General features: G+C 43.5%; 16 protein-coding genes. 3 read left to right on the top strand and 13 right to left on the bottom strand.

Going from position 1 to position 25,366, the window contains the following annotated elements; genetic code table 11:
* Window positions 1–28 precede the first annotated feature (28 nt).
* The 8 genes from whiA to G7Y46_RS02555 all read right to left on the bottom strand — a co-directional run bounded on the left by whiA (window position 29) and on the right by G7Y46_RS02555 (window position 13,466).
* Window positions 29–961 (bottom strand): DNA-binding protein WhiA, encoded by a 933-nt coding sequence (gene whiA / locus G7Y46_RS02590; RefSeq protein WP_165060048.1) that lies wholly within the window; start codon window positions 959–961, stop codon window positions 29–31.
* Entirely contained in the window at window positions 962–2,092 is a 1,131-nt protein-coding gene (locus G7Y46_RS02585) for a gluconeogenesis factor YvcK family protein (RefSeq protein WP_346773611.1), read from the bottom strand. It lies immediately after the preceding gene.
* 20 nt (window positions 2,093–2,112) lie between these two features.
* Window positions 2,113–3,069, bottom strand: coding sequence for an RNase adapter RapZ (rapZ, locus tag G7Y46_RS02580; RefSeq protein WP_165252248.1), 957 nt, complete (start codon window positions 3,067–3,069; stop codon window positions 2,113–2,115).
* A 23-nt stretch (window positions 3,070–3,092) separates the two neighbouring features.
* Entirely contained in the window at window positions 3,093–5,072 is a 1,980-nt protein-coding gene (uvrC, locus tag G7Y46_RS02575) for an excinuclease ABC subunit UvrC (RefSeq protein WP_165252246.1), read from the bottom strand.
* A gap of 65 nt (window positions 5,073–5,137) precedes the next feature.
* Entirely contained in the window at window positions 5,138–8,677 is a 3,540-nt protein-coding gene (locus tag G7Y46_RS02570) for a UvrD-helicase domain-containing protein (protein WP_165252244.1), read from the bottom strand.
* Window positions 8,677–11,301 carry a PD-(D/E)XK nuclease family protein gene (locus G7Y46_RS02565; RefSeq protein ID WP_165252242.1) on the bottom strand — a complete coding sequence of 875 codons (2,625 nt, stop codon included), beginning with the start codon at window positions 11,299–11,301 and terminating at the stop codon, window positions 8,677–8,679. The genes G7Y46_RS02570 and G7Y46_RS02565 overlap by 1 nt, the downstream gene beginning before the upstream one ends.
* A gap of 143 nt (window positions 11,302–11,444) precedes the next feature.
* Window positions 11,445–12,449 (bottom strand): hypothetical protein, encoded by a 1,005-nt coding sequence (locus tag G7Y46_RS02560; protein WP_165252240.1) that lies wholly within the window; start codon window positions 12,447–12,449, stop codon window positions 11,445–11,447.
* A 90-nt stretch (window positions 12,450–12,539) separates the two neighbouring features.
* The gene (locus G7Y46_RS02555; protein ID WP_165252238.1) at window positions 12,540–13,466 is read right to left on the bottom strand and encodes a patatin family protein; all 927 of its coding nucleotides are present in this window, start codon (window positions 13,464–13,466) and stop codon (window positions 12,540–12,542) included.
* Between the two features lie 171 nt (window positions 13,467–13,637).
* Between G7Y46_RS02555 and G7Y46_RS02550 the strand changes: the two genes are divergently transcribed.
* Entirely contained in the window at window positions 13,638–14,771 is a 1,134-nt protein-coding gene (locus G7Y46_RS02550; RefSeq protein WP_165060451.1) for a beta-ketoacyl-ACP synthase III, read from the top strand.
* 36 nt (window positions 14,772–14,807) lie between these two features.
* Complete coding sequence (locus tag G7Y46_RS02545; RefSeq protein ID WP_165252236.1) at window positions 14,808–16,283, top strand: DEAD/DEAH box helicase; 1,476 nt, start codon at window positions 14,808–14,810, stop codon at window positions 16,281–16,283.
* Here the strand turns inward: G7Y46_RS02545 and G7Y46_RS02540 are convergent.
* The gene (locus tag G7Y46_RS02540) at window positions 16,170–17,411 is read right to left on the bottom strand and encodes a chloride channel protein (RefSeq protein ID WP_241157020.1); all 1,242 of its coding nucleotides are present in this window, start codon (window positions 17,409–17,411) and stop codon (window positions 16,170–16,172) included. The genes G7Y46_RS02545 and G7Y46_RS02540 overlap by 114 nt on opposite strands.
* Window positions 17,412–17,625: 214 nt before the next feature.
* Between G7Y46_RS02540 and gdhA the strand changes: the two genes are divergently transcribed.
* Window positions 17,626–18,957, top strand: coding sequence for an NADP-specific glutamate dehydrogenase (gene gdhA / locus G7Y46_RS02535; RefSeq protein ID WP_165060023.1), 1,332 nt, complete (start codon window positions 17,626–17,628; stop codon window positions 18,955–18,957).
* A 12-nt stretch (window positions 18,958–18,969) separates the two neighbouring features.
* On the opposite strand, the gene G7Y46_RS02530 is transcribed toward gdhA, so the two are convergent.
* From G7Y46_RS02530 to trmFO, 4 genes are all read right to left on the bottom strand, one after another.
* Window positions 18,970–19,632, bottom strand: coding sequence for a hypothetical protein (locus G7Y46_RS02530; RefSeq protein ID WP_165060020.1), 663 nt, complete (start codon window positions 19,630–19,632; stop codon window positions 18,970–18,972).
* A 135-nt stretch (window positions 19,633–19,767) separates the two neighbouring features.
* Window positions 19,768–22,647 (bottom strand): excinuclease ABC subunit UvrA, encoded by a 2,880-nt coding sequence (gene uvrA / locus G7Y46_RS02525; protein ID WP_165252234.1) that lies wholly within the window; start codon window positions 22,645–22,647, stop codon window positions 19,768–19,770.
* Window positions 22,648–22,997: 350 nt separating this feature from the next.
* Window positions 22,998–23,951 carry a tyrosine recombinase XerC gene (locus G7Y46_RS02520; RefSeq protein WP_241157019.1) on the bottom strand — a complete coding sequence of 318 codons (954 nt, stop codon included), beginning with the start codon at window positions 23,949–23,951 and terminating at the stop codon, window positions 22,998–23,000.
* Between the two features lie 26 nt (window positions 23,952–23,977).
* Window positions 23,978–25,351, bottom strand: a complete 1,374-nt coding sequence (gene trmFO / locus G7Y46_RS02515) for a methylenetetrahydrofolate--tRNA-(uracil(54)-C(5))-methyltransferase (FADH(2)-oxidizing) TrmFO (RefSeq protein WP_165252230.1) — start codon at window positions 25,349–25,351, stop codon at window positions 23,978–23,980.
* Window positions 25,352–25,366 lie beyond the last annotated feature (15 nt).

The raw sequence follows: 25,366 nt of genomic DNA, 5'->3' as shown, positions 1-25,366 counted from the left end.
TTGGCAAACAGTTGGGAATGCGGCTATCTTAATCTTCTAGTTCTTTAGCCATTTGCTCAATACGGCGCATCCTATGATTTATCGCCGATTTTGAAAGAGGTGGGTTTGCAAAAGCCCCAAGTTCTTTCATGGAAGAATCTGGATGACGAACGCGAAGTTTAATAAATTCCTGTAAAGCAGGTGGAAGCGATTTCATACCATAGTGCTCAACAACACGAGCTATACTCATCAGCTGCCCCACAGCCGCACTAGATGCTTTCTGCTGGTTCGCCAATTCGGCATTTATTTGCCTATTTACATCGTTGCGCACGGATTTAACCACCCGCTCTTGCTCAAGGCTTAGCGCCGCATGATGAGCGCCTGTAAATGCAAGAAATTCTAGAATTGCACTTCCGCTTTTCAAGTACACCATATACGAGCTGCGACGCTGCATTATGCGAGCTTTTATACCCTTTTCACCCATAATGCGCACAAGACCTTTTGCAAGATCTTCGCTTTCTACAATAATTTCAAAATGGAAATCACTTTTAGGGTTTGATATGAAGCCAGAACCCAAAAACGCACCTCGCAGATAAGCTGCTGCGCAGCATTGTTTTGCTATAAGAGAAGAGTTTATTCCTAACTGCAAACCGCCATCATCTGATATAACACCCATATCCTTAAGAGCTGCTGCCAATCCAGCCTGAGCGGGTATTTCTATCAAGTAATTTGGAGTTTTATGCAAAACAGAGCGCCGCACTGTCAATTCGGTACGCAGTTTGTATATGTTATGAATTAGGCGGATTACCAAACGTGCCACCGATGGAGCATCAGTGGCAATTTCCACACGATATCTACCGGGACCGCTTACAAAAAGAGTGCCCTCTATACGCACCAAGGCAGCTAATGTTGCTTTATCGCAATGAGAACATACGGGCTCTATGTGCGCTAATTCGTCGCGTACATCTGAAGTAAACGACATTTATAACGTCTTTCTCGCATGCATTAGGCGCAAAACTTGCAAGAATGCGTCCCTAAGTGCCGAAGGCGAATGCCATGTAGGGTGCTCAAAATCGGCTAAATCGCGCGCTATTACTATCGGACCAAGCGATTGTATTTCTTGCATATCGTGATACGTTATGTGTACCGGACGTACAAGACCATGGCGGGTTTTTGCTTTTAAGTTGCTTCGGTCTTCAAATTGCTCGCTGGATACAACGCCTAATGTATCCTGCGTCTTTGGTGGCTCTAGCGGACGCGGCGTATGGACTAACACATAGTCAAGCAAGCCACCCATTCCATGATCTAGCAACGATGCAACATGTTCATAAGCTGTTAATCCCCAAGTTTCTCCCTGCATATCAGCCAATGAACACACAAAAAGAGTGCTGCCTTTTGAACGACGTATAGCATCGGTTATTCCGGGAACAAGCAAATTTGGAATAATGGAGGTGAATAAAGAACCCGGCCCTAAAACTATTAAGTCAGCATTTTCTATTGCCTGAAGCGCCGGAGTATATGCGCAAATTTCACAGCCATTCTGACCGTGGATATTAACTTTTTCAAGAGCGGTACGTGAATGGCACGCAACCGCCTGCCCATCAAGACGGCGGCCATCGCGCGTTACGGCAGACAAAGTTACATGATCTAAAGTTGATGGATACACATGCCCTTGCGCACCCACCAAAGTTTCACATATAGATATAGCATCCGGAAACGACCCGCACGCATCTTCAAGCGCAGCTAAGATTAAGTTTCCCAAAGCGTGATCGTCGGCAATGCTTAACCTATATTTGAACGCTCGAACAAATGGATCTAGCGGATTACCGGCAAAAGCTGTAATACATTTCCGAATATCTCCGGGAGGCGTTACATCAGCCTTTTCCCGCAGCAAGCCGGTAGAGCCACCGTCATCCGCCATTGCAACTACAGCACTAGTGTCTATCCCCATAGAAAGAAGCGTGCGAATAGACATTGGCGCACCTGTACCACCGCCTATAACAACAGCCTTTACAGGTCTTTCTAGCATCTCGGTAACATCTAGCGTCTCAAAGTCGCCACGAAGATTAAATGCGGATGTAGCTGATGGATCTATGTTGAAAGGTTTTTTCAATATATCACCTTTAGTTTTGTCTACACAGCAGCGTGCACATCAGGAGTTTCAGTGGAATAATCAACTCTACCGCCACGCTCTGCCAGTTTCAAATCTCGGTGCGCAACAGATACCCTATATCCCTTCGACTTCAGATAATCGCCAGTAGATTCAGCAAGCGCAACAGAGCGATGCTGACCTCCAGTACAACCTACCCCAATAGCTAACTGTTGCTTTCCCTCAGCAACATATCCGGGCATCAATACGTCTAACAAACTGTGCCAGCGCTTCTTAAATTCTATTGTTTCATCGCGAAGCATAACAAAATCGCGCACAGGTTCATCTAGGCCAGTTAACCCTCGCAAATCTGGATCGTAATACGGATTCGGAAGGAAACGTACATCCATCACTACATCGGCATCGACTGGAGCTCCGTGCTTAAAGCCAAACGAATAAACAGTAACAGCTAAACCTCTACGTTCGTCGCCCTTCGCAAAAAGCTGTCTTATTGTATCGCGCAAAGCAGATGGCATCATATCCGTTGTATTAATAACAGTATCGGACATGCTGCGCAACCTCATAAGAAGGGTGCGCTCTAGCTGAATACCTTGAGCTATTGTTGTGCCATCGCTACACAGCGGATGACGACGGCGACTTGATTTATATCTAGCAACTAACTTTTCATCATCAGCATCTAAAAATATAACGTGTAAATTGATACCCTTGTTCTTCAGGGCAATCAGTTCATCTGTTAGCGATCCGAAATAATCTCCATTACGAGCGTCGCAAACAACTGCTAAGCGATTAGGTCCATCATCGGAATTACAGCGCATATCAACTAAATTTTCTATAAGACTAGACGGCAAGTTGTCAACGCAGAAAAAACCTAAGTCTTCAAAAACATGCATCGCTTCGGTGCGTCCAGCACCGCTCATCCCTGTTACAACAACAAGCTCTGGCATGAGTTCTAAGTCTAGGATCTCATTCTTGTCACTCATTTTTACTCCTAAGCTCACATACCTCAAGACTGAACATTATACTGCGTCAGCACCAAATAGAGTTCTTCTGCCACTTCACCGGGAAGCACTCCCGCCTCTTTAATATCTTCCAAAGAAGCGCTTCTAAGATTACGAAAAGACTTAAAATGCTTCAATAGCGCTTTCTTACGAACAGGACCTAATCCTGCCACATCATCTAATATCGATGCTGTCATTCCTTTACCGCGAAGTTCACGGTGAAATGTGATTGCAAATCTGTGAGCCTCATCACGTACCTGTTTCACAAGATAAAGAGAAGCTGAACCCCCCGGAAGAACTACAGGACCGCTATCTTGCCACGGCACAAAAAGCTCTTCGTCGCGCTTGGCAAGACCGACTAACGGTATATCGTCTATTCCCATTTCTTCAAACATTTGAATAGCAGCACTTAACTGCGGTTTGCCACCATCCAAAATTACCAGATCGGGCTTACTGCCAAATCGTTTGTCAGCCATACGACGCGCAGAATAACGGCGGCTCATAACTTCTTGCATGCTTAAAAAATCGTTCGCTTCATCTAGCGGAGTTTTTATTTTAAAGCGCCTGTACTGGTTTTTGTCAGGCTTACCACCAGTAAACACCACCATTGAAGCTACCGTATATGAACCATGAATTGTAGAAATGTCGAAGCATTCTATGCGCATAGGTGGCGCATCTAGGGCAAGCGCACTTTCCAGTTGCAAAAGTGCTGTATTTATGCGCTTATCATCATAGTTTGTACGAACTTTATATCGCATAAGCGTATGCTTGGCGTTAGTTTCCGCCATTTCAATTAGCGCTAATTTTTCGCCACGTTTAGGACTAAAAAAGTGAACCTTAGCACCATGCGCAGATGCAAGTTTTTCACTAAGCCAACCCTCCATGACATCTGAATCTTCTGGCATATCCCTAAGTATTACCTCATGCGGAATAGACTCCGTAGCATCGTAGTAGCGCAAAAGGAAATTGTGCTGAAGGTCTGAATCGAACACATCGCTGCCGCGGTTTAAGATGAACTCGTTTGAGTTAATTATGCGCCCTTCTCGAACAATTAAAGCGTGTACACCAGCTATTGTTTCCTCACGATAAAAGCCAAATACATCGGCATCTAAGTTATGCGAAGACACAGCATGCTGTTTGTCATTCAAAGAGCGTATTGTGTCAATTCTATCTTTTGTGCGTGCAGCACGCTCAAAGTCAAGATCGGCAGCCGCCTCGCGCATTTCGCTTTCTAAATTATCGATAAATTCAGTCCTCTGACCCGCCAAAAAGCGCTCAATTGCATGCACGTTTTCCCTGTATTTTTCAGGCGTTATATGCCCGCAGCAAGCGCCCGGTCCAAGCCCCACGTGCGCATCGAAACAAGGACGCGCATCTGCTGTTGATGCAAGAAACTCCTCGTATTGCGTTTCGCAGACATCTTCTGACACCTTAGTTTTTTTGTCTAAGAATTTATGCAGTCTTCTGTTCAAAGATCGCCATTCGGCACATGAAGCACTACATAAAGGAACCACGCGTCTGGAAATGTCTACCAACCTGCGCGCCGCCCGACTATCGGTATAGGGTCCAAAATATCGCGTGTCGTTTCTATGTTTTTCTCTGGTGTATTTGATAGCAGGAAATACATCACCTTTGGTTATGGCAATAAACGGATAGCTTTTATCGTCTTTGAAATCGGCGTTATAGAAAGGTTCATGCTCGTTTATTAAGTTCTTCTCCAGAACAAGAGATTCATGTTCATTTGAAACTACAATATATTCAAACGAATCTATCTGCTCTACCAAAAGTGGAATTTTTGCACGTTCATCTTGGAAATTAACATATTGACGCATACGAGCGCGAAGCTGCTTCGCCTTACCAACATATAAAACTTCGCCCTCTTTGTTCTTCCACAAATAAACACCCGGAAGCGCAGGAACATTACAAAGCTCTCGCTTAATGCGCGCAAGCTTTTCTTCTTGTGTTTCAAATGTGTTGTCACTCATAAAATGATGTTATCACAGGCTTATGCATAAGGGGTATATCGTTTAACCTAACCTAGACCGCAAACTTATTGAACATCTTTTTGTGCATGAATAAGAACATTTTCAATAGCCGGCAAGTCAGCTTTATTGAATCGATATGAGACAATCTGCGGCTGAGAAATGTCTGCTATATCGCTTTGCTCCACACGTATAAAATCGGCAGAAACTTCACTATAGCCAGAGCTAAGCAACGCAAAGGCATAACATTGCGCTTGCAAGAGATGCTTCTCATGCAAATGCGCAGATGATTCATCCGCCATACCGCCGGTTTTGTAATCTATCAAATGTGCATATTCATCCGAATGCGCTAGTCCATCTATTTCGCCTACTAAGTAAAACTTTTCTTCCCCGCTGCCTACAGCAACGCAAAACGGAACTTCGGCAGCAATGTTTTCATACGAGAAAAATTCACTGGCTTTTTTACTTTTAAGCCATCGAGAAATAGATGACTCCAATCTAGTTTTTTGAGCATCGGAGAGGTTGCATATTCTTTCTTGAGCGCAAATATCGCTAGCTTCTGGAAAAACTGGTGCCAAATTATGCGAAGCAGAAGCGCGCTCTATAGACTGCTGTGCCAACCTATGAAAAGCCGTCCCCAAATCTGTTGCTTTATCAGCATCAACTACGCAAGTGCGAGCATCCTTATCAGTCTCGCACAAATCCGATGAAGTGGTTTCTTTAAGCGCGTCGGCATGCAACGCGCTAGAAAGCGATGTATACGAATACATCCCAGATCGAGAATTACCAGAAGATAGCCGAGGTGCAGGATATTCCAAATTGCGTATAGGAATTTCAAATGCTGCTTCAGCGCATTTATCAAGCGCAGAATCTTCTTCAAAAGAATTGTTGTTTTCAGCATCTTCCTCAGAGGTAGACGCATTACTAGAAGGCAAATACGTAAATGAAACTTTTGCAGGTGTGCTGCCGCCAAAATCGACCATAGAAACGGAATCTGCACAATCTAGCTGCCACGAAAAAGCGCGATATAACCCTCTAGCTAAAACATTGTTATCGTAGCCATTCTTCGGATCTCCCTGCATCTTCAAAGATAAAAATATTGACTTGACAGCGCGCGTAAGCCCAACATAAAGCAACCGCTTCGATTCAGATTCAACCTGCTCAGTCATATATCCACTAAGGGCTGCAAATATGTCTTGTATGGTCATATTTTCAAACGAACGTCTACTATCTGGCGCTGGACGGAACTTTTTCAAAGCTTTTATTCTAGTTGCCGCATCTCCCCAAGATTTTGCTTTACCGCAGACATACGTATTGTCTTCTATGTTTTCCACCACAAAAGCTGCTTCAGAAATTCTGCGATTGTTAAGCTCTGCCACAGCGACATGTGGAAATTCAAGACCTTTCGAACCATGAATCGTCATTATGGTTACATAGTTGCCATCAATAGGTGCTAAAAGACCGGGTGTTTCTTTCTCTAACCTAAGATGTTCAATATAGCGCCGCGACACTTCCGCAATTCCGCACGATTCTTTTTGAAGTATCTCAATTAATCGACAAGCCTTTTCAAAATTACCCGCTGCGGCAAGACCTTCTACACCTTCGCGTTGCAATCTGTCTAACAACCCACAACTAAGCAACAATCTGCGCATAGCATATGACACATTTCCGCTTTGTGCCTCTTCCATGAATTCTTTCAGACAGCACCTAGCGCAATTCAGCGCTGTTAAATCGCTTTCAGAAAGCAAATTTGATAATTCTTTATCCGGCGCTATAAATCCAGACGCAATTGAGTTTTTCTTTATAGCGCCATCATCTAAGCGAGAAGCCAAAGCTAACAACACATCATCGGTAATGGCAAACATTGAAGACATTAATATATGCAGCAGCGCTTCTTCGTCATAAATATTGCGTGCTACTCTTAAAAGATCTGCCACCAACTGCGCCTCTTGTGCAAGTTGAAATATTGATCCGGCAACTATTTGCGCCTCTAAACCAACTTCGCGAAGCGCTTCAGCATAAGTCTGTGCATTAGACATGCCACCCAAAAGTAAAGCCATATCGCTTGCCGGTGCACCGTTTTCGTGCAGCTTCGCAAAATGAGCCGCAATATTTTTTGCAGCTATCTGAAGCGCATCAGCCGATGTAGCGCTTGGACCATTCTGCTTGCGCTGGTAGTGAACCACATCAATGTTCACTCTTGGAATATTGGCAAATACAGCATCTTCTACATTATTGATAGCGCCGCGGGCTTCCAAGTGCAAGAAATTACTACCAAACATATCCTCAGAAGCAAATATTGCATCAACCATCTTCAATATGTCGCCATGGCTTCTGAAGTTGTCAGGCAATTCCACCATTACAGCTTCGCTATTTGTACGCTTCAGATTTTTTTTGTAATCCAGAAACACATTTACATCAGCACCGCGAAATCTATAGATGCTCTGCTGCGCATCTCCCACAGTACAAACATTGCTTAAGTCGGGCTTTGCCAATGCAGAGACTATAGCGGTCTGCAGTTTATCGGTATCTTGAAACTCGTCAATCATTATTAATTTGAAGCGATCTCTGTACGACTCTGCAATATACGAGTCATTTATAAGCGCCTCGTGGCATTTACGTAGTAAATCGTCGTTATCTAATCTGGATTTCCCCTTCAAATTAGAAAACGTCTTATCCACCATCTTCGCTAAGTCTATTACAGCTTGCACACGATCTATTCCAAGCGTGCATTCAGCTTCTTCTGAAAGTTTTGCATAGCACGCTCTATATTCGTTGTAACACTCCATAAAAGCAGCGTTATTTTTGTTAGAGCGATATTTAGAAGAGTGCGGAAATGCGTACAGCATCTCTCTGAATAAATCAGCATCGTTGCTTTCAGCATACGAAGACGCATTCGATACAGCATCTGAAAGCATCTCTAGAAACTGTATGTCTTTTGAAGACTGCTCTGACCATTCCTGCGCTGAATGCAAGAAAGTACGCCCAACCTGAATCATGTCAGACAAAATAGAGCACAAACTACGCCCACCAGTTGGCATTTTTATACCATCAAACCCATCTGGCATTGTGCGAACACGAGATAAAAGATACGCAACATCATCCATAATGCCGCGACCAAAGCTACCCTGAGCGACTAGCGGTTCTTGTTTTACTATTCGATGCAGACGTTCGTCGTCCGATTCCAACACATTTGCAGCAACTTCATCTATTGCGCGAGCAAGTAAGATGTCGCGCTCGGTTGAATCTATAATTTCAAAGCCCGGATCTATTCCTATACGTATAGCATTTTCTCGAAGTATTCGCGCTGCCATAGAATGAATTGTAGATATCCATGCGTTATCAGTCATGCGAGCTTGCGCAGGCATTCCTTCTTGCAACAGCAGCGCCTTTATGCGCGAACGTAATTCTGCGGCAGCAGCATTGGTATAAGTTATGGCGCAAATTTCCTCTATTGACGATAAAGGACCATCTTCGCCAATTGCTTCCACAATTCGCTGAGTTAATGTAAAAGTTTTACCAGAACCAGCCCCGGCGCTTACCATAAGCGGACGATCTAGGGTCTTTATAACTTTTAATTGACCAGACGTGCAAAGTTGCGTATCCATTAATGCACACCTTCGCATCCGACAAAAGAGCAATGTTCGCATATATTTTTTGAATCTGGCGAAATGCTTATATCACCTGCCACTAGATTTTCAATTTGTGTCTTAATGGACGTTTCAACATTGTCCAAAACGTCAGCCATATTACAAACTCTAGAAGATTTCGAAGCGTACTTATCAGCATTATAGAGAGACGGATCATAAGCCCCCGCCATAAGATCTGAGACTTTTTGAGCCCTATATGAAAGATACAGCGCTGCGGCGCACTTCAAATCTGGATACGTTTTCTTATATGCTTGAGCATATATTAGCGCCTGTGTTTTTTGTGGAATAAGATAAGAGCTATCTAAGCCTTGTTCGCAATTCCCCAGCGCATGACCAGCAATTGAACCCTTATAGTCAAAAATGACAAAATTGCCGTTTTCATCAACATCTACCCGGTCAATTCTTCCATTTAGTATTGCGCCTGCATATACAAGCCTCTCGTCAGCATCAATAGACATCTCAAGTGCTTCGGGAATATATGCTTGCGGTAAGTCTTTGAGAAGGTTCACAAAAAAATGCAACTGCGATTGCAATCGTTTAACCTCTATAGTCTCTGCCACACCTAGCGGAACAAATCGTCTTCCTAGACATCTCTGAAACTGACGACTTAACACCTGTTCAAATACCTCATCAAGCAAACCGTCACAGTTGTCCATTAACTCTGCACGAGCATATCCCGCCTCTTTGCCTCGCGCATAAAATTCTGCCATTACTTCGTGCACAAAAGTGCCCATTTCCAATGCGCCAAAGCCCTCATCAATGCCGCTAGGCGCTATCCGACAATCTATAAACCAAGAATACGGACAGTGAACATATTTCTCTATCGCAGATGGCGAAAGAATTGGCATTTGAGTGATTGCAGAATTTTCAGTTTTAAGAAAATCAATTAGATTAAAAGTGCGCAAGTGCCCACGCTGTGGCTGTTCCATCTTTATTATGTTGTGCGGCTTCTGGAGGCATTTTCCAACAGACAAGACAAAATCATCTTCACCAAAAACTATGTTTGAAGGATCAATAGCTAGTATTGCATCATAAACTTGATTCACATCGACCGGTTTACCGGTTAACTGCGACAATAAATCTTCAACAACAAACGATGGATATGCTGCTTTGCCATCTGCGTTACGTTTAGGAATTATGCAAGCAAAATGCGATTTCGCAGCAAGTAGAGCCGTTACAAAAGAATACTTAGCTTCATCCGATGCAGATAAACGCGGTGGAAAACCCAGCTGCATCTCTAGTGCAGCCAAACAGTTATCCTTAGAAGATAAATCTATCGCATCTTCGCTGGCATCAGCCACAATAACCGCATCAAAGGAATTAGAGGCTGCAGCATTCATAGCCTGCATATCTCGTATCACTAATGATATGGGCGACCCATCATCTATCTGCACCACATTACGTATCGATACAGATGCATTTCCCAATAACGAAGCAGCGTCAGATATATTTCCTGTAAGTGAATGTAGTTGCTCAAGTATTTCGCAATATTGCCTTAAAGCTGCAATTTCAGCAGTTTTATCAACTTGCCTAATACCCGATGCTGCCTGAATAACCGACTGAAGTTTTTCAATCGCTTCATCATTTAATAACTTACCTTTTATCAGATCTGTAAAAATCTCATACGAACAAGATGTGCTACACAATACCTGTTCTATATACTCAATATCGGTCAGCCTGTTAGATCGAAAGTTAGTATCTAGCTTAGATGCCTGTATTGAAGCAATACCAGACCATTTTGAATAAGCGAAATCAACAGCATGCTCTAATGCCATTCCGTCATTTTCTTGTATGGCACGCACAGCCAAAAGCGCCCTTCCAAATTGGGTATCCGACAAAAGCGCAGATGTTTCAAGAGTTACAGACGCTTTTAAGTTTCTAACAAAAGGAGTTATTTGCTCAAAAAGCACTTTTGGATTTTTTGCAAAAATGAGGATATCTTCACACCCGTCCAAGATTACAGCGTCAATAAGTTCAACCAATGAACTAAATATTGCAGAAGAGCCCGTAGGGGTAGCAAACAAAAATTTGGTTTCTGAAACATAGGTATTACTTTGCAAAGTTTCCACCATTGCGCGTTCAATATGAAAGAAGCGCTCAACAGCAACAGGAAGATCGAATTGACTTTCAATCTCTACGGATACAGGAATCGACATAGCAGACATGATAGATGCAGCCTCTGCGGGCTCAATTAAATTAAAGTTATGCAGAGCTTTAAGGTAGTCTTGAATCAAACGTAATACGGCGCAATTCGATGCGTCAAATTCCTCTATACAATTTAGCGCATTCGCTAATTCCACAGTTCCGCTAATTCGCTGCACAAATGAAGATATAACATCGACAGAACCCGCAGTTGCAGGAATATCTGATTGCAATGACAATAATTGGGCAATAAGAATTCTGCGTTGTATGCTGGATACGACATTTCGCCCGTCGCCCCATAATTCCCACTTCGAGGTAACAAACGATAGCGGTGTTGTGGCATCCACACCAAAACCTATACGCAAATCTGCCATATGCTTCAGAGCAAAATCAGCCTGTTCCCTGCTTCGGAATATGTATGTCTTAGAGCTTAGCGTCAAATTTGTTCCTTTTGCAATTACCGCGCTGCATCAATAAAGTTGAAAAAGCAAAGTGAAAGCTGCGAATATTTTAAACACAGCTTCTCCGGCTTTCACATCATATGCATGTCTTTATACATATTATATGTATAAAACTACAAATATCATAAGCGCCCTAAAGCAATTTGAGCCTTGGCAAGCTCTTCTGCATAATACCAAGAACCACCAGCTACACACGAATCTAGCAAATAAACTGCAGCCGTATACCACGCTTTTGCCAACTGTATATTTTTCGCGCATCCACTACCCAACTCCATACACAGCGCGATGCGTCTAGCTGCACAACCAGCATGAATTAGATTAACAGCAGACCCTTCAACAAGCGCCAAAATTGTGTTGCTATCGTGCGCAGCCTTGATGTCTGTCAATGAGCAGCATGCGGCTCTAGAAAATGACCCGATATATAAATTGTACGCCAATGCCTCATTTGCTTGACATCCTATAGCTCCGTGAACCATATCCCCCAATTGCCACTTTGCCTCCGATGAACCTCTTGCAGCAGCCCGTCGAAACGCACGTACTGCTTTTTCAATTACAGAATCGGCAGCATGTTTTGCATGCGTACTAAGCGTATCTTTCCAATAGTTTCCCTTGCACATATCAAATTTGTAGAGCACCCCTAAGCGCGTATAGGCTTCAACATTTCCTTTATTACATGCATGCATATACAAAAGTTCTGCCGCCTGAAAACAGGCTATAGAACAATCCTGTCCAAAGTGCGCTAGCCCTTCCGAGAAATACTTTTCTGCCAACTCTAAAGCGCGCATACCGCCCGCATCTCGCCCAATTGGATAGCTACATACAAATTTCCTCTTAGTGTTATTCTCGTTTTCTGCATGCAAATCAGGCTCTGAAAGCCACAACTTTGGCAAGGTTTCACCTTTTAGGGACCCTCGTCTATCTATCTGGAATACCGGAACTGAACATTTCCGGCGCTTCTGAAATTTGCTTGCTGCCTTAGCAATAGTTCCGGTTTCGCAAATGCCATTTGCACGCATAAAACTAGGTGAACCAAACAAAGTGCAGATAGATCGCGACAACATACCTACCATACTAGCCCTATTTTCCGGGAAAAACCTAAGTGGTACAACGCTTTGCAATGCAGACATATCAATCCCTCCTAATTTCGATATAGGGATAATATGCTTATAAATAGTGTTATGTGTCCCACTATTAGGACACTTGTAAATATATAAACACTATAGAGACAACCAAGTACGCCACTTATCAATTTCAGATGCGGCTTGGTCTATGCCAGCATTAAGGGAAGCTGTCAATTTCGAAATATCAGTTGTTTTATTTTCGACTTCCATAGATGACGGATAAAACACATATGCGGCACCCGTCTTTTCAAGTTCTTCTATTTCATCACAAACGCGATTATATTCGCGCCAACGTTCAATAGTTCGTTGCGCTACTAAAGGATATCGCCTAAAAACTAGCCGAAACAGCGTTCTGGAAACTGCATCGAGAGGCTTTTTTCTATATTCACGAGGCTGGGTTCTCACGATGAAAAATTTATCGAACCCATCACGTTTGGCGGCATCAATGCATATTCCCCAACTACTGCCTAATCCCCCATCCATATAGGTATTGCCATTAAATTCAGTAGGCGGCATAAACAAAGGCATTGTCGAACTGGCGCGCACAGCAAGCATCATTTCTAGCATAGTGGGCATATCTTCTTTTTCAAAGCTGACAGTTTCGCCTGTTTCGCGATTGAAAGCCTCAATGTGTATCTGCGCTGGATTTTTTGTAAACATCTCAAAATCGAACGCCATAGGCTTATCGGTACCGTCTAGCTCTTCAGCCACTCCCTCGTAAAGGTATTTCGAATTGAAGTAGCCTCGTCCGTTCACAACGCCCATCTTATCTACAGCGCGAGGATCAACCACATGGCGGGTAAAAGAATGGTACGCACGCGGCACGTCACGTGATAGGTAATTTGCGCAATGGCTAGAGCCAGCAGATATCCCATATACTTTCGAAAAATTAATATCTGATTCTATAAGCGCACCAACTACACCTGCTGTATAACTAGCGCGCATACCGCCACCTTCAAATATAAGGGCTGTATCTCTAACATTGATTGCCGGTATATCTTTATCTGTTCTTGCGTACTTCATATCAACAGTCTAACTCACATTTCACCGCACGACGAGCAATGTTTTTAATCCGTTGCATACCAGACAGCGTTTACGAACATAACCTTTCTGATTGTACGCATCTAATAGATTTCCTGATAATATAAATAGATACTTCGTAATCAATCACAAAACGAAAGAGCGGTGCTGCTTGTGGGGGCTGTTATTATCGGAAGCGGAAAAGCGCTTCCACGGCTAGAGGTTGCAAATGATGAACTGAAAGCACTTGTTGATACAAACGATGAATGGATAAGTTCTAGAACCGGAATATCAACAAGACACATAGCGGTAGATGAATCTGCTCAAGAGCTTGCCTACGCAGCATCTTGCGCAGCAATGGGAATTGAAAATACAGTTTTCCCACAGACACACGGCAGCGGATGGTGCGAAAATTCAATAGACCCCAGTAGTATCGATTTGGTTTTATACGCAACCGTTAGTCCAGATGCTATTGTTCCGTCGTGCGCTGCGTTGTTGAAACGCAATTTAGGTCTAACAAATGCGGTTGCTATGGATGTTAATGCTGCATGCACAGGCTTTATTTACAACATGACTGTTGCAGAAGCCATGCTAGCAGCGTCAAATGCCTGCGATAATGTAGTTCGCGTAAATTCTTTTAAGCGTGCACTAGTTGTAGGCGTGGACAGGCTATCTCGCTTAACCGACTGGCAAGATCGCAACACATGCGTGTTGTTTGGCGATGGCGCCGGAGCAGCCGTGCTAGATTGGCAACCGGAAAAAACAGGAATAATGGCAAGCTATATACGCAACGATGACGATATTAAAAATTCTTTAACCTGTGCAAATGCTATTGAGGCTTTACAACCATTCTGTACAGATGGCGTAAATGTTGCTATGGCGGATAAACCAGATGAGTCCATCTTCAGTATCGATCAAATGCTGGGCATATCCGAAGATGTTGCAAACGGAAAAATGCGACAAGTAATAAGAATGGATGGTCGCACTATATTTAAGTTTGCAAGCAATGCAATGACAAATGCTGTTACAACGGTACTTGATAATACAGGGCTTTCTTTAGACGATATTGATTGCATAGTGCCCCATCAAGCAAATGAGCGCATTATTCGCTTCGCAGCCAAAAAACTCGGAATAGAGGAAGATAAATTCCAACTTTCAATCGATCATACCGGAAACACCAGCTCGGCAAGTGTACCTATGGCTTTAGCGGATGCATACACGAACGGACGCATTAAACGAGGAGACAAAGTAATAATAGTTGCATTTGGAGGCGGTCTTACCTCTGGTGCAGTATTGTTCGAAGCCTAAACTCTTAAATGCCCAAAAACAATTATTAGGATGCTTATGCCTTCATTCAATGATATCGGCTTGTCCAAAAATGCACTTATAGCAGTAGATAAACTTGGCTTTGAAAAGCCAACGCCTGTACAATCGAGTGCCATACCGGCAATATTGAACGGCGAAGACATCATTGCCGCCGCAAGTACAGGCACCGGCAAGACCGCCGCATTTCTACTTCCCACAATGAGTTCGCTTCCCAATAAGAAAGATAGTGGACGCGCCCCTAGAATGCTAGTTGTCACCCCTACGCGAGAACTTGCGCAACAAATTTCGAATACAGCCATGGTGATAGGACGCGCAACTGACCAGTTTGTTACAACGCTATACGGCGGAACAAAATACCAAAAGCAAATTCGAGAACTGCGTAACGGCTGCGATGTGGTAATTGCAACCCCCGGACGCTTAAACGATCTTTTAGATCGTGGAGTAGCTTGCCTATCAGATATAGAAGTTCTTGTACTTGACGAGGCAGACAGAATGTTAGATATGGGTTTTCTGCCAGATGTAACCAGAATAGTGAATGAACTGCCAGACGACAGGCAGACGCTTCTATTTTCGGCAACTATAGATAGCTCTATAAGGCGCAATCTTGGCAACTTGTTAAACAACCCCAAAACGATACAAATTGCGCAAAAAGGACAAACAGCAGCTAGCGTTGAACATTTTATCGTGCCAATAAAACAAAAGAATAAACCCGATTTGCTAATGTCGGTACTAGACGAATTTCATGGAGAAAGAATTATTGTATTTGCGCGCACAAAGACTCGCGTAGAAGATGTAACCGACTTACTAGAGCGTGCAGATGTAAAAGTAACATGTATTCATTCCGACAAAACACAAGCCGACAGAAGGCGCGCCTTGACTGAGTTTCGAAAAGGCAAGGTTCAGGTAATTGTTGCTACCGATGTCTTAGCGCGAGGAATAGATATTCCAGCTGTTGACTATGTAATTAACTACGACCTGCCCGATATGGCTGAAGATTACATACATCGTATTGGACGCACTGGGCGCGCTGGCGAGACAGGCATGGCGATATCATTTGTAAGCCAAAATTCCACGAAGGCACTAGCCAGTATAGAACGATTGCTTGGACACGATATCCCTATAAAGAAACTGTCGAAATATGAGCCCGATATACAACTACTGCAATCGCGGCGAGAAAAGCGGCAAGTATCACACTCGGATAAACGTGCAGCAAATTTTGGAAAAGTGCGTGCTGCGCGGCGAAAAAAGCACAACAAAGAAGAGCAATCCGATTACAACTACGAAGGATGGGGCAATCTTCGCAACAAAAAGAAGCAAGACTCTAATCGCCCGAATAAAAAGCGAAAAAACAGCGGCGACAAAAAAGTGCGCAATAATCGCTCAGGAAAGCCACTTTCTGGGAACAGGAACGACCGATCCAATAACCGCCGCCACAAGAAGAACGAAAACGCTCTTAAGGGGAAAACACAGAAACAAAAGAAGCGTCGCCATTAACGGTTGTCGCATCATAGTACCTAAGACACCAGCCGTACATGCGCACAAACAAAATACCGGATCGGCACCGCTTAGATAAGCGATTCCATAGCCAAGCGATATTCCGCAGAATATCATTGGAAAAAACTTACCACCGCGCCATCCCATATTCAAGCAAAACTGCAAACAAAACGGTTTGATTAGAGCGGTTGCAATTAGAACTAAAGCGCCCATCTCTAACCATATTCCGTCAAGCTCTTCAACTTGTATTTCGCCAGCAAACATCGTAAAAGGTAAAACAACACCTAAAGCGCCTAATGCAACACCAGCAACCAATGCTTTAACAACCGGCTTGTCTCCAATTTTGCAACTAATCATTTTTGCAAAAGCACCATAACAATGAAACAGCCAACCTACTAAGGCACCAGCTATAGCACACGGAATAAGAATTGCAATTTCTATCCATCCTATCTCAACATCGCTGTAATGCGGCAGACCACCCATACCGCCTAACAATAGCCCTAGCCCCATCATAGAACCTAAAGCACTTGCGATAGCCAGAAGATATATCGCAATCTTGGCAGGTTTTGGAACCTTAATTGTGTCGCCATGCAATTCACCTTCAGCATTGCCGAATATAGGAACAGCTAGACCAAAAAGCGGCGCATTGAAAACAGCAGTTATAACAGCAGCAATTCCAACTGACGATAGCTCTTTAAACTCTTTACGCAAGAATTTCAGGCGATCTCCAACCCATGTGCATAGACCAGCAATAACACCAGTAAGACCAGCCTCTGGGCCCAAGCAACCACCAAACAGCAGCGGTACCAAAGCACCTACAAACCCCACGCCAATATTTTGATATTCATATCTTCCATTTGCCTTTACCTCAGCCAAAACCTCATCCATTTCCTGAGGCTGTCCGGGCCACTTCTTTTGAAAAAGTCCAACAAGAATGCCTCCAACGGTGCAGACAACAAGCGGCATCCAAAAACCTGTTATGCCTAATGCATTAGGTAAAGTCTCCCATATTAGTTTGATTCCATTATTCATCAGGAAAAAGAATGTCCAGCATACAGCGCCAGCAACAACGCCTAATATAATTGTGACTACTACCAACAACACAAGTTTTTCGATTCTCTCGATCAACTTAGTTCCCCTCCATTAGCGGCATTTGTCTGTTCATTTTAACCTAGCTAGGTATTTCCTGATAAGCATTAGAATTTCACAGGTCTAAAACCATACTAGATATCTATTTAGCCGCAGAGCTTTCTCAATGTTTCCAACGTATTAATTATTGATTTCCAAATGGATTCGGGCAATATAATGCCAACAGTGGATAACGATCTCAAGGAGGGTCGAATTGAATTACACCGAACGTGTTATTGAAATGGTGAAAACGAAGAACCCCGAACAACCTGAATTCATACAGGCAGTTACCGAAGTTCTTCAATCTCTTGAGCCGGTCATTTCGGCACACCCCGAATATGAAAAAGCAGCTCTTCTGGAAAGACTGGTTGAACCAGAGCGCGTAATTATGTTTAGGGTTCCGTGGACCGATGATGAAGGAAACGTACAGGTAAATCGTGGTTTCCGCGTTCAGTTTAACAGCGCTATAGGTCCCTATAAAGGCGGTCTTAGACTACATCCTTCCGTAAACCTTGGAATAATTAAATTCCTTGGCTTTGAGCAAATTTTCAAAAACAGCCTAACTACACTTCCTATGGGTGGCGGCAAAGGCGGCAGCGATTTTGACCCGAAAGGTAAATCCGATATGGAGGTCATGCGTTTCTGCCAATCATTTATGACCGAACTGCAACGACACATTGGTGCCGACACCGACGTTCCCGCAGGTGATATTGGTACAGGAGCCCGCGAGGTTGGCTTCATGTTCGGGCAATACAAGCGCCTGAAAAATGTTTTTGAAGGCGTATTGACTGGCAAAGGGCTTACATTTGGTGGTTCTCTTGCGCGTACCGAAGCAACTGGCTATGGCTTAATTTATATAGTGGAAGAATATCTGCGCTGCGCGGGAGACAGTTTCGAAGGCAAAACTGTTTGCGTATCGGGTTCTGGCAATGTTGCTACTTACGCTACCCAAAAGGCACAGCAATTGGGTGCAACAGTTGTCACTCTAAGCGATTCTACTGGTTGGATACACGATCCCGCAGGAATTGACGTTGAGCTAGTTAAACAAATCAAGGAAGTAGAGCGCGGTCGTATTTCAGAATATGCAAAGCGTAAAAGCGGCGTAGAATATCATGAAGGTCGTGGCGTTTGGAGTATTCCGTGCGATATAGCACTTCCCTGCGCAACTCAAAATGAATTGTTCTTGGAAGACGCACAGAAACTTGTTGAGAATGGTGTCAAAGTTGTAGCCGAGGGCGCTAATATGCCTACAACTATTGAAGCTACTGAATTCTTGCAGGATAAAGGCGTAGTATTCTTACCCGGCAAAGCGGCAAACGCCGGTGGCGTTGCTACATCAGGGCTAGAAATGTCGCAAAATTCCGAGCGCCTATCTTGGACATTTGAAGAAGTGGATGCGAAGCTAAAGGGTATTATGGTAAGCATCTTCCACGCTGCCGACGATGCCGCAAAGCGCTATGGCTGTGAGGGCAATTATGTTGCTGGTGCCAATATTGCTGGCTTCGAAAAAGTTGCTAATGCAATGATGGCTCAAGGAGTAGTTTAATTGTAGCTAAACTTATAGCGCGTCTATAGAGCGGGCGGAGGCGATGTTGTTGCTAGAGAATAGCACCACACCGGCTTCGCCCGTTTTTGGTGCCTGAACAATAAGCGTATCTCCTTCGCGCGTGCCAGTTACAGAGTATTCTTCAGAATTATCCGTTAATATCACCACATCTATTCCTTCAAGAGACGAAAGAAGCGCCATACGTTTCGTCACGCAAATTATGACATCTGCACCCTTGTCTTTTAGCCCCGCAACTATCTTTTTTAATGCCGGCTTCGTAACGTAAGACTTTGCCCCAAATACACCAATAACTTTATTGCCGGCATGAAGAATTTGCGGTTCAGAATTTAAAATGCTTTGAGTGTCAATAGTTACAACCTCGGCATCTTTTTTCTCGTATAAGTCTCTTACATCAGAAATATACACGCCCGAATAGTCATCAGAATAAATACCGGGATAATACGACATAATCCGAAGACCCATAGTGTCAACTACTATCGGAATATCATCCTGATCTTCCTCGTTGTTTGAAGTGTTTTCAGAATCGCTTGGTTCATCTTCACTAGTAGTACCCTGATACACTACAGCGGTGTATCCGCCCATATTGCCTACAGTATCATCTACCATAGTTGCATATACAGTCCAAGTAAGACCGGTGGCAAAATACCCCAACAATATTGCGCCACCCAAAAGGATTAGCACAAAAAAGATAATCAGCCCGACTTTTTCCCGAGTACGGTTCTCCATGAGGAAAGATTATAGACCGGATTGACCCGATTTAGCTATACTATCTGCTGAACTATTGGCACCCTACAATATACGTTTAAGAAATTCACCAGTAAAGCTACCTTCAGTTTGCGCAATCTCTTCAGGAGTGCCGGCTGCAATAATCTTACCGCCTTTATAGCCACCTTCAGGACCCAAATCAACAATATGATCGGCGCATTTTATAACATCAAGATTATGCTCAATAATTAAGACTGTGTTTCCGCCATCTACTAATCTTTGCAATACAACAAGCAATTGACGCACATCCTCAAAATGTAAACCTGTAGTCGGTTCATCAAGGATGTAGAACGTTTTGCCAGTAGAGCGCTTTTGTAATTCGCTAGAAAGCTTCACGCGTTGAGCTTCGCCACCAGATAATGTAGTAGCCGGCTGCCCAAGCCTGATATAACCTAAGCCTACATCATATAAGGTTTGAAGCTTACGTTTAATTCCGGGTATATTCTGAAAAAATGCCAATGCGTCATCTACGGTCATATCTAATATATCCGATATGTTTTTCCCTCGATATGTAACCTCTAGCGTTTCTCGGTTGTATCTCTTACCATCGCAAACTTCGCAAGGAACATAAACATCCGGTAGGAAATGCATCTCAATTTTTATCTGACCATCGCCTTTACAAGCCTCGCATCTGCCCCCGCTAACATTGAATGAAAAACGTCCCGGTGAATATCCCCTAGCCTTTGCCTCTGCTGTAGACGAAAAAAGCGCGCGAATATCATCCCAAAGCCCTATGTATGTAGCCGGATTAGATCTTGGAGTTCGCCCAATAGGGCTCTGATCTATGTTGATAACTTTATCCAATTTATCTAACCCAGATATCTTCTTATACGGTCCACATTTGCGGTGCGCGCGATTCAGACGATTTGCCATAGCCGGAGCTAAAGTGTCTGTAATAAGAGAACTCTTGCCCGAACCCGATACACCTGTGATAACCGTTAAAGTACCTAGAGGAATTTCTAACGTAACATCTTGTAAATTATTTTCGCAAGCCCCTGTTATCTTCAGTGTTCCACGTTTGGGGTTACGCCTTTCCTTTGGCACATCAATAACTTTTCTACCCGATAAATAATCGGCAGTAAGCGAGTTTTTAGCCCTCATAACCTGTTTAGGCGTACCTGATGCAACAACATATCCGCCGTGTTCGCCCGCGCCCGGTCCCATATCTATCAAAAAGTCGGCTGAGCGCATGGTATCCTCGTCATGTTCAACTACGATAACGGTATTACCTAAATCGCGCAGATGGTTCAAAGTAGATATTAATCTTGCATTATCGCGCTGATGCAACCCAATGGAAGGTTCATCCAAAATATAAAGAACTCCCATCAAGCCCGCACCAATCTGTGTGGCAAGGCGAATTCTTTGCGCTTCTCCACCGGAAAGTGTAGCTGTAGCACGCTCTAAAGTAAGGTAGTCTAACCCTACATCAACCAAAAATTGCAACCTTGCAACTATCTCTTTCACAATAGGTGCTGCTATCATTTCATCTTGCCCAGTAAAACTTAAACTCTTGAAAAACTTAAGCGAGTCGGCAGCAGACAAATTGGTTACATCGAAGATAGATTTATCGTTGATAGTTACAGCTAGTATTTCAGGACGTAAACGTTTTCCTTTGCATTCTTCGCACGACACAGTATCGAAATAGACTTCCAATTTTTCGCGCTTTGCATCAGTATCAGCATCGGCATAACGGCGACGTATAACTTCTAGTGCGCCCTCCCACTCTATGAACCAATATGTGTTGCGCCCATCCACCGTTACATAGTCAACACGAATCTTCTGGCTACCTAAACCATTCATTATTGCCGTCTGAGCTTTTTTGGGCATATCCTCCCATGGCGTATCAGGTGCTACACCCATATGATTAGCAACCGCTTTAAGTATCTGTGGATAGTAATTGCCATTTTTTAATGGAGCTACAGCACCTTCTTCCAAAGTAAGTGAAGGATCGGGCACAACTAACGACGGATCGACCTCTTCCCTATTTCCTATGCCATAACAAGCAGGACAAGCACCATATGGCGCATTAAAAGAAAAGTCGCGAGGTTGCAATTCATCCATAGAGAAACCGTGTTCTGGGCAAGCCAAAGCAAGCGAAAAAACATACTCCCCTTCTCCAAGACCACCTTTCGCACCGGAAGAAACGCTAGAATCTCGTACATCTGCGTTAATGTTTTTATCTAGCACCTGAACTAGCACTCGTCCATCAGCTAATTTTGTAGCAGTTTCTACGGCTTGAGCTATGCGACTGCGCGCTGAATCTTTTAAAGTTACTCTGTCCACCACAACATCTATGAAGTGCTTTATTTTCTTATTGAGAGTTATGGGTTCGCCTTCTAAACGTACAACTTCTCCATCAATACGCACGCGCACGAACCCTTCTTTTTGAAGGTCGGTAAAAAGTTTTGTGAATTCACCTTTGCGCCCGGTTACAACGGGAGCCATAATCATAGCGCGTGTATCATCAGAGCCTAATCCCAAAATCTCGTCTGTAACTTGATCGGTGGTTTGACGCTTTATTTCGCGCCCGCAAACAGGACAGTGAGGTATTCCTACACGCGCATAAAGCAAACGAAGATAATCATATATTTCCGTAGTGGTACCCACAGTCGATCTAGGATTACGAGATGTAGTCTTCTGGTCAATAGATACAGCAGGAGAAAGCCCGTCTATAGAATCGATATCAGGTTTGTTCATTTGACCTAAAAACATCCGCGCATAGCTGGAAAGACTTTCAACATATCTACGCTGCCCTTCGGCATACATAGTATCGAAGGCAAGACTAGATTTTCCTGAGCCGGAAAGACCGGTAATGACAACTAGTTTATCTCGCGGTATGGTTAAATCTATATTTTTAAGGTTATGCTCACGAGCGCCCTTTATAACTATTTCGCTTTGCGACATTCTTCTCGCTTCCATACAGATCAATGAATCTTACGCGAACATTCTAGCAAAAATACGAAAATTTGTTCGTTAAATCTTAAAGATCTACTTAGAGATATAGAGTTTTTGCGTCTCATATCATGCCGATGCCACCGCTTTGCGTAAGAAATGGCGCAAATGTTAAAGCTACCAGCGCGGCTGCAAATAGCATTTTTGCTTTTCTCTTGCTCATAATATCGCCCGATCGTAAGTAATTTGTCGCTAAGCCTTTTACATATCGGATGATAACGGGATAAATCGCATCCTTATAGCTCAAAGCCACATTGAGTAACTATTGGAAAATTCTTGAAAACGTATCGTTACCGCACCACTTACGCTCGCGGATGAGCCATGCTGTGAATCGACCTTAATCGTTCAGGCGAGACATGTGTATATATTTGAGTAGTGGACAAATTTGAATGACCCAACATTTCCTGCACGCTGCGCAAATCGGCACCACCTTCAAGCATATCGGTAGCAAAAGCATGTCTTAACGAATGTGGTGAATACGCACTATCTAAACCAGCGGCAGCTAAAGTACGTTTGAACATACGCCTTATACTGTCGCTAGAATAGCGATTGCCCCTAGAAGATACGAAAAAGAATTCACAATCTTTGGAACTCAACAACAGTGGACGCGCTTGATATAAATAATCATTCATAGCCTGAGCTGCTTTATCATGAATTAAAACGATGCGTTCTTTAGAGCCTTTGCCAAATACCTTTACTATTCGATTAGGTATATCTGCATCTAAAAGCCTTACTGATGAAGCCTCCGATACGCGCACACCGGAAGCATATATAAACTCCAGAATAGCTTGATCTCGCATTTCGCGCGCCATAGATATTGCATTTAAATCGTCTTGCTGCATGGCGGAGATATGCACATCCAGCAAACGCTCCACATCGGCATCTGTCATAGGCTTGGGGAGTTTATGAGGATTAGCAGGTCCTTGTATGGCAGCTGCGGGATCTTTGTCGGCAAGCTGAGATGCGCCTAGCCACTTAAAAAACGAACGCAACGCAGAAAGATGCCTGTTAATTGTGGTACGTTCATAGGCGGCAGCGTCTAAATCGGCTAAATATCTTCGCAATTGCCTGTGTTTTACAGATAGAGGATCTATCTGCATACGTTGTGCCCATCTCAAATATCCTAAAAGATCGGCTTTGTAATTGCGGACGGTATGCGAAGAGGCACCCCTCTCAAACAAAATAGCTTCACAAAATGCCTCTACTAAAGCATACCCATGCAAATCCTCGTCGTTGATACAATCTATATCTTTCAAATTGTGATTCGCCATTTTTAATCACATCAATAGCGCTTAGGAAAAAGATCTAGTCGCTTCAGACAGTCTATATATTCCTCTAAAGCACATTTCCCTCTTTGCGCATAGGCAGCATAACGTTCACTTTTATTCCTAATTGGCACTTGCAATGGCTCCATTATCCCGAAATTAACATGCATGGGTTGATAATTTTTTGTAGAAGGATTAGTTGCATATTCTATGAGCGCTCCGAAAACCGTATGAACGGAAACCTTAGGCGGTTGCACGTTTTTGAGTTGCGCCGAAATAGATATAGCTGCATTTATGCCCGAACGCATCGCCTCGCAATACCCTTCAGTCCCAGCAAGCTGCCCTGCAATATATACGGGTATTTCCAAAACATTTGATACATTACCCATCATTTGACCAGTAGAGCGCAGAACTCGAGGTGCATCAACATACGTGTTTCTGTGCATAACGCCATATCGCGCAAATTCAGCGTTTTCCAAACCGGGTATCATGCGAAAAACGCGCTTTTGTTCAGGAAAAGTTAAATTGGTCTGAAAGCCCACAAGATTAAAACTAGAACCATGAGCATTTTCAGCGCGTAACTGCACCGCCGCCCACGGACGTTTACCCGTAACCGGGTCTGTAAGACCAACTGGTTTCATCGCTCCAAATCGTGGAGCGTCAACCCCTTTTCTAGCTATTTCTTCTATAGGCTGACACGCCTGAAATAAATCGCTAGTTTCAAAATCGCGTTTAACTACTCTATCTGCGCCTATTAAAGCATCGATAAATTCATCGTATTCACTTTTTGTAAATGGGCAGTTCAAATAATCGCCCTGACCATGCTCTTCAACATACCTACTCTGCCTAAATACACGACTATTATCTATAGAGTCAGCCATTACTATAGGAGCCGCAGCATCGTAAAAAGCCAAATGTTCAGAACCGGTTAAAAACTTCAACTTATCAGCCAACGAATCAGACGTTAAAGGTCCGGTAGCAACAAGTAGCGCGTCGCATTCGTGCGCCACATCCTCTAATGATGTAACCTCTTGATGCTTTATGTCTATGCGTGCATTGCTTTCCAACATATTTGTAACTAAGTCGGAAAACATATCTCTATCAACCGCTAAAGCGCCGCCAGCATCAATTTTCGTCTCTAAAGCACAGGCGAATAATCTTGACCCAAGCATATCTAATTCGGTTTTCAGCATTCCAGCTGCTGTATCACTTTTAAAAGACTTGAGCGAATTCGAACATACAAGCTCAGCCATTTTGCCCGTGCGATGTACTGCTGTAGAAACATGCGGACGCATTTCGTATAACTCAACATTTACGCCCATGTCTGCCAGCCATAAAGCAGCCTCACTTCCAGCAAGACCGCCACCAATTATGCGAACTAATCTATTCATGTACATAAATATATC

The organism is Adlercreutzia sp. ZJ304, assembly GCF_011039075.1.
Classification (GTDB): domain Bacteria; phylum Actinomycetota; class Coriobacteriia; order Coriobacteriales; family Eggerthellaceae; genus Adlercreutzia_A.
This window is presented reverse-complemented; position numbering and strand designations above follow the sequence as displayed.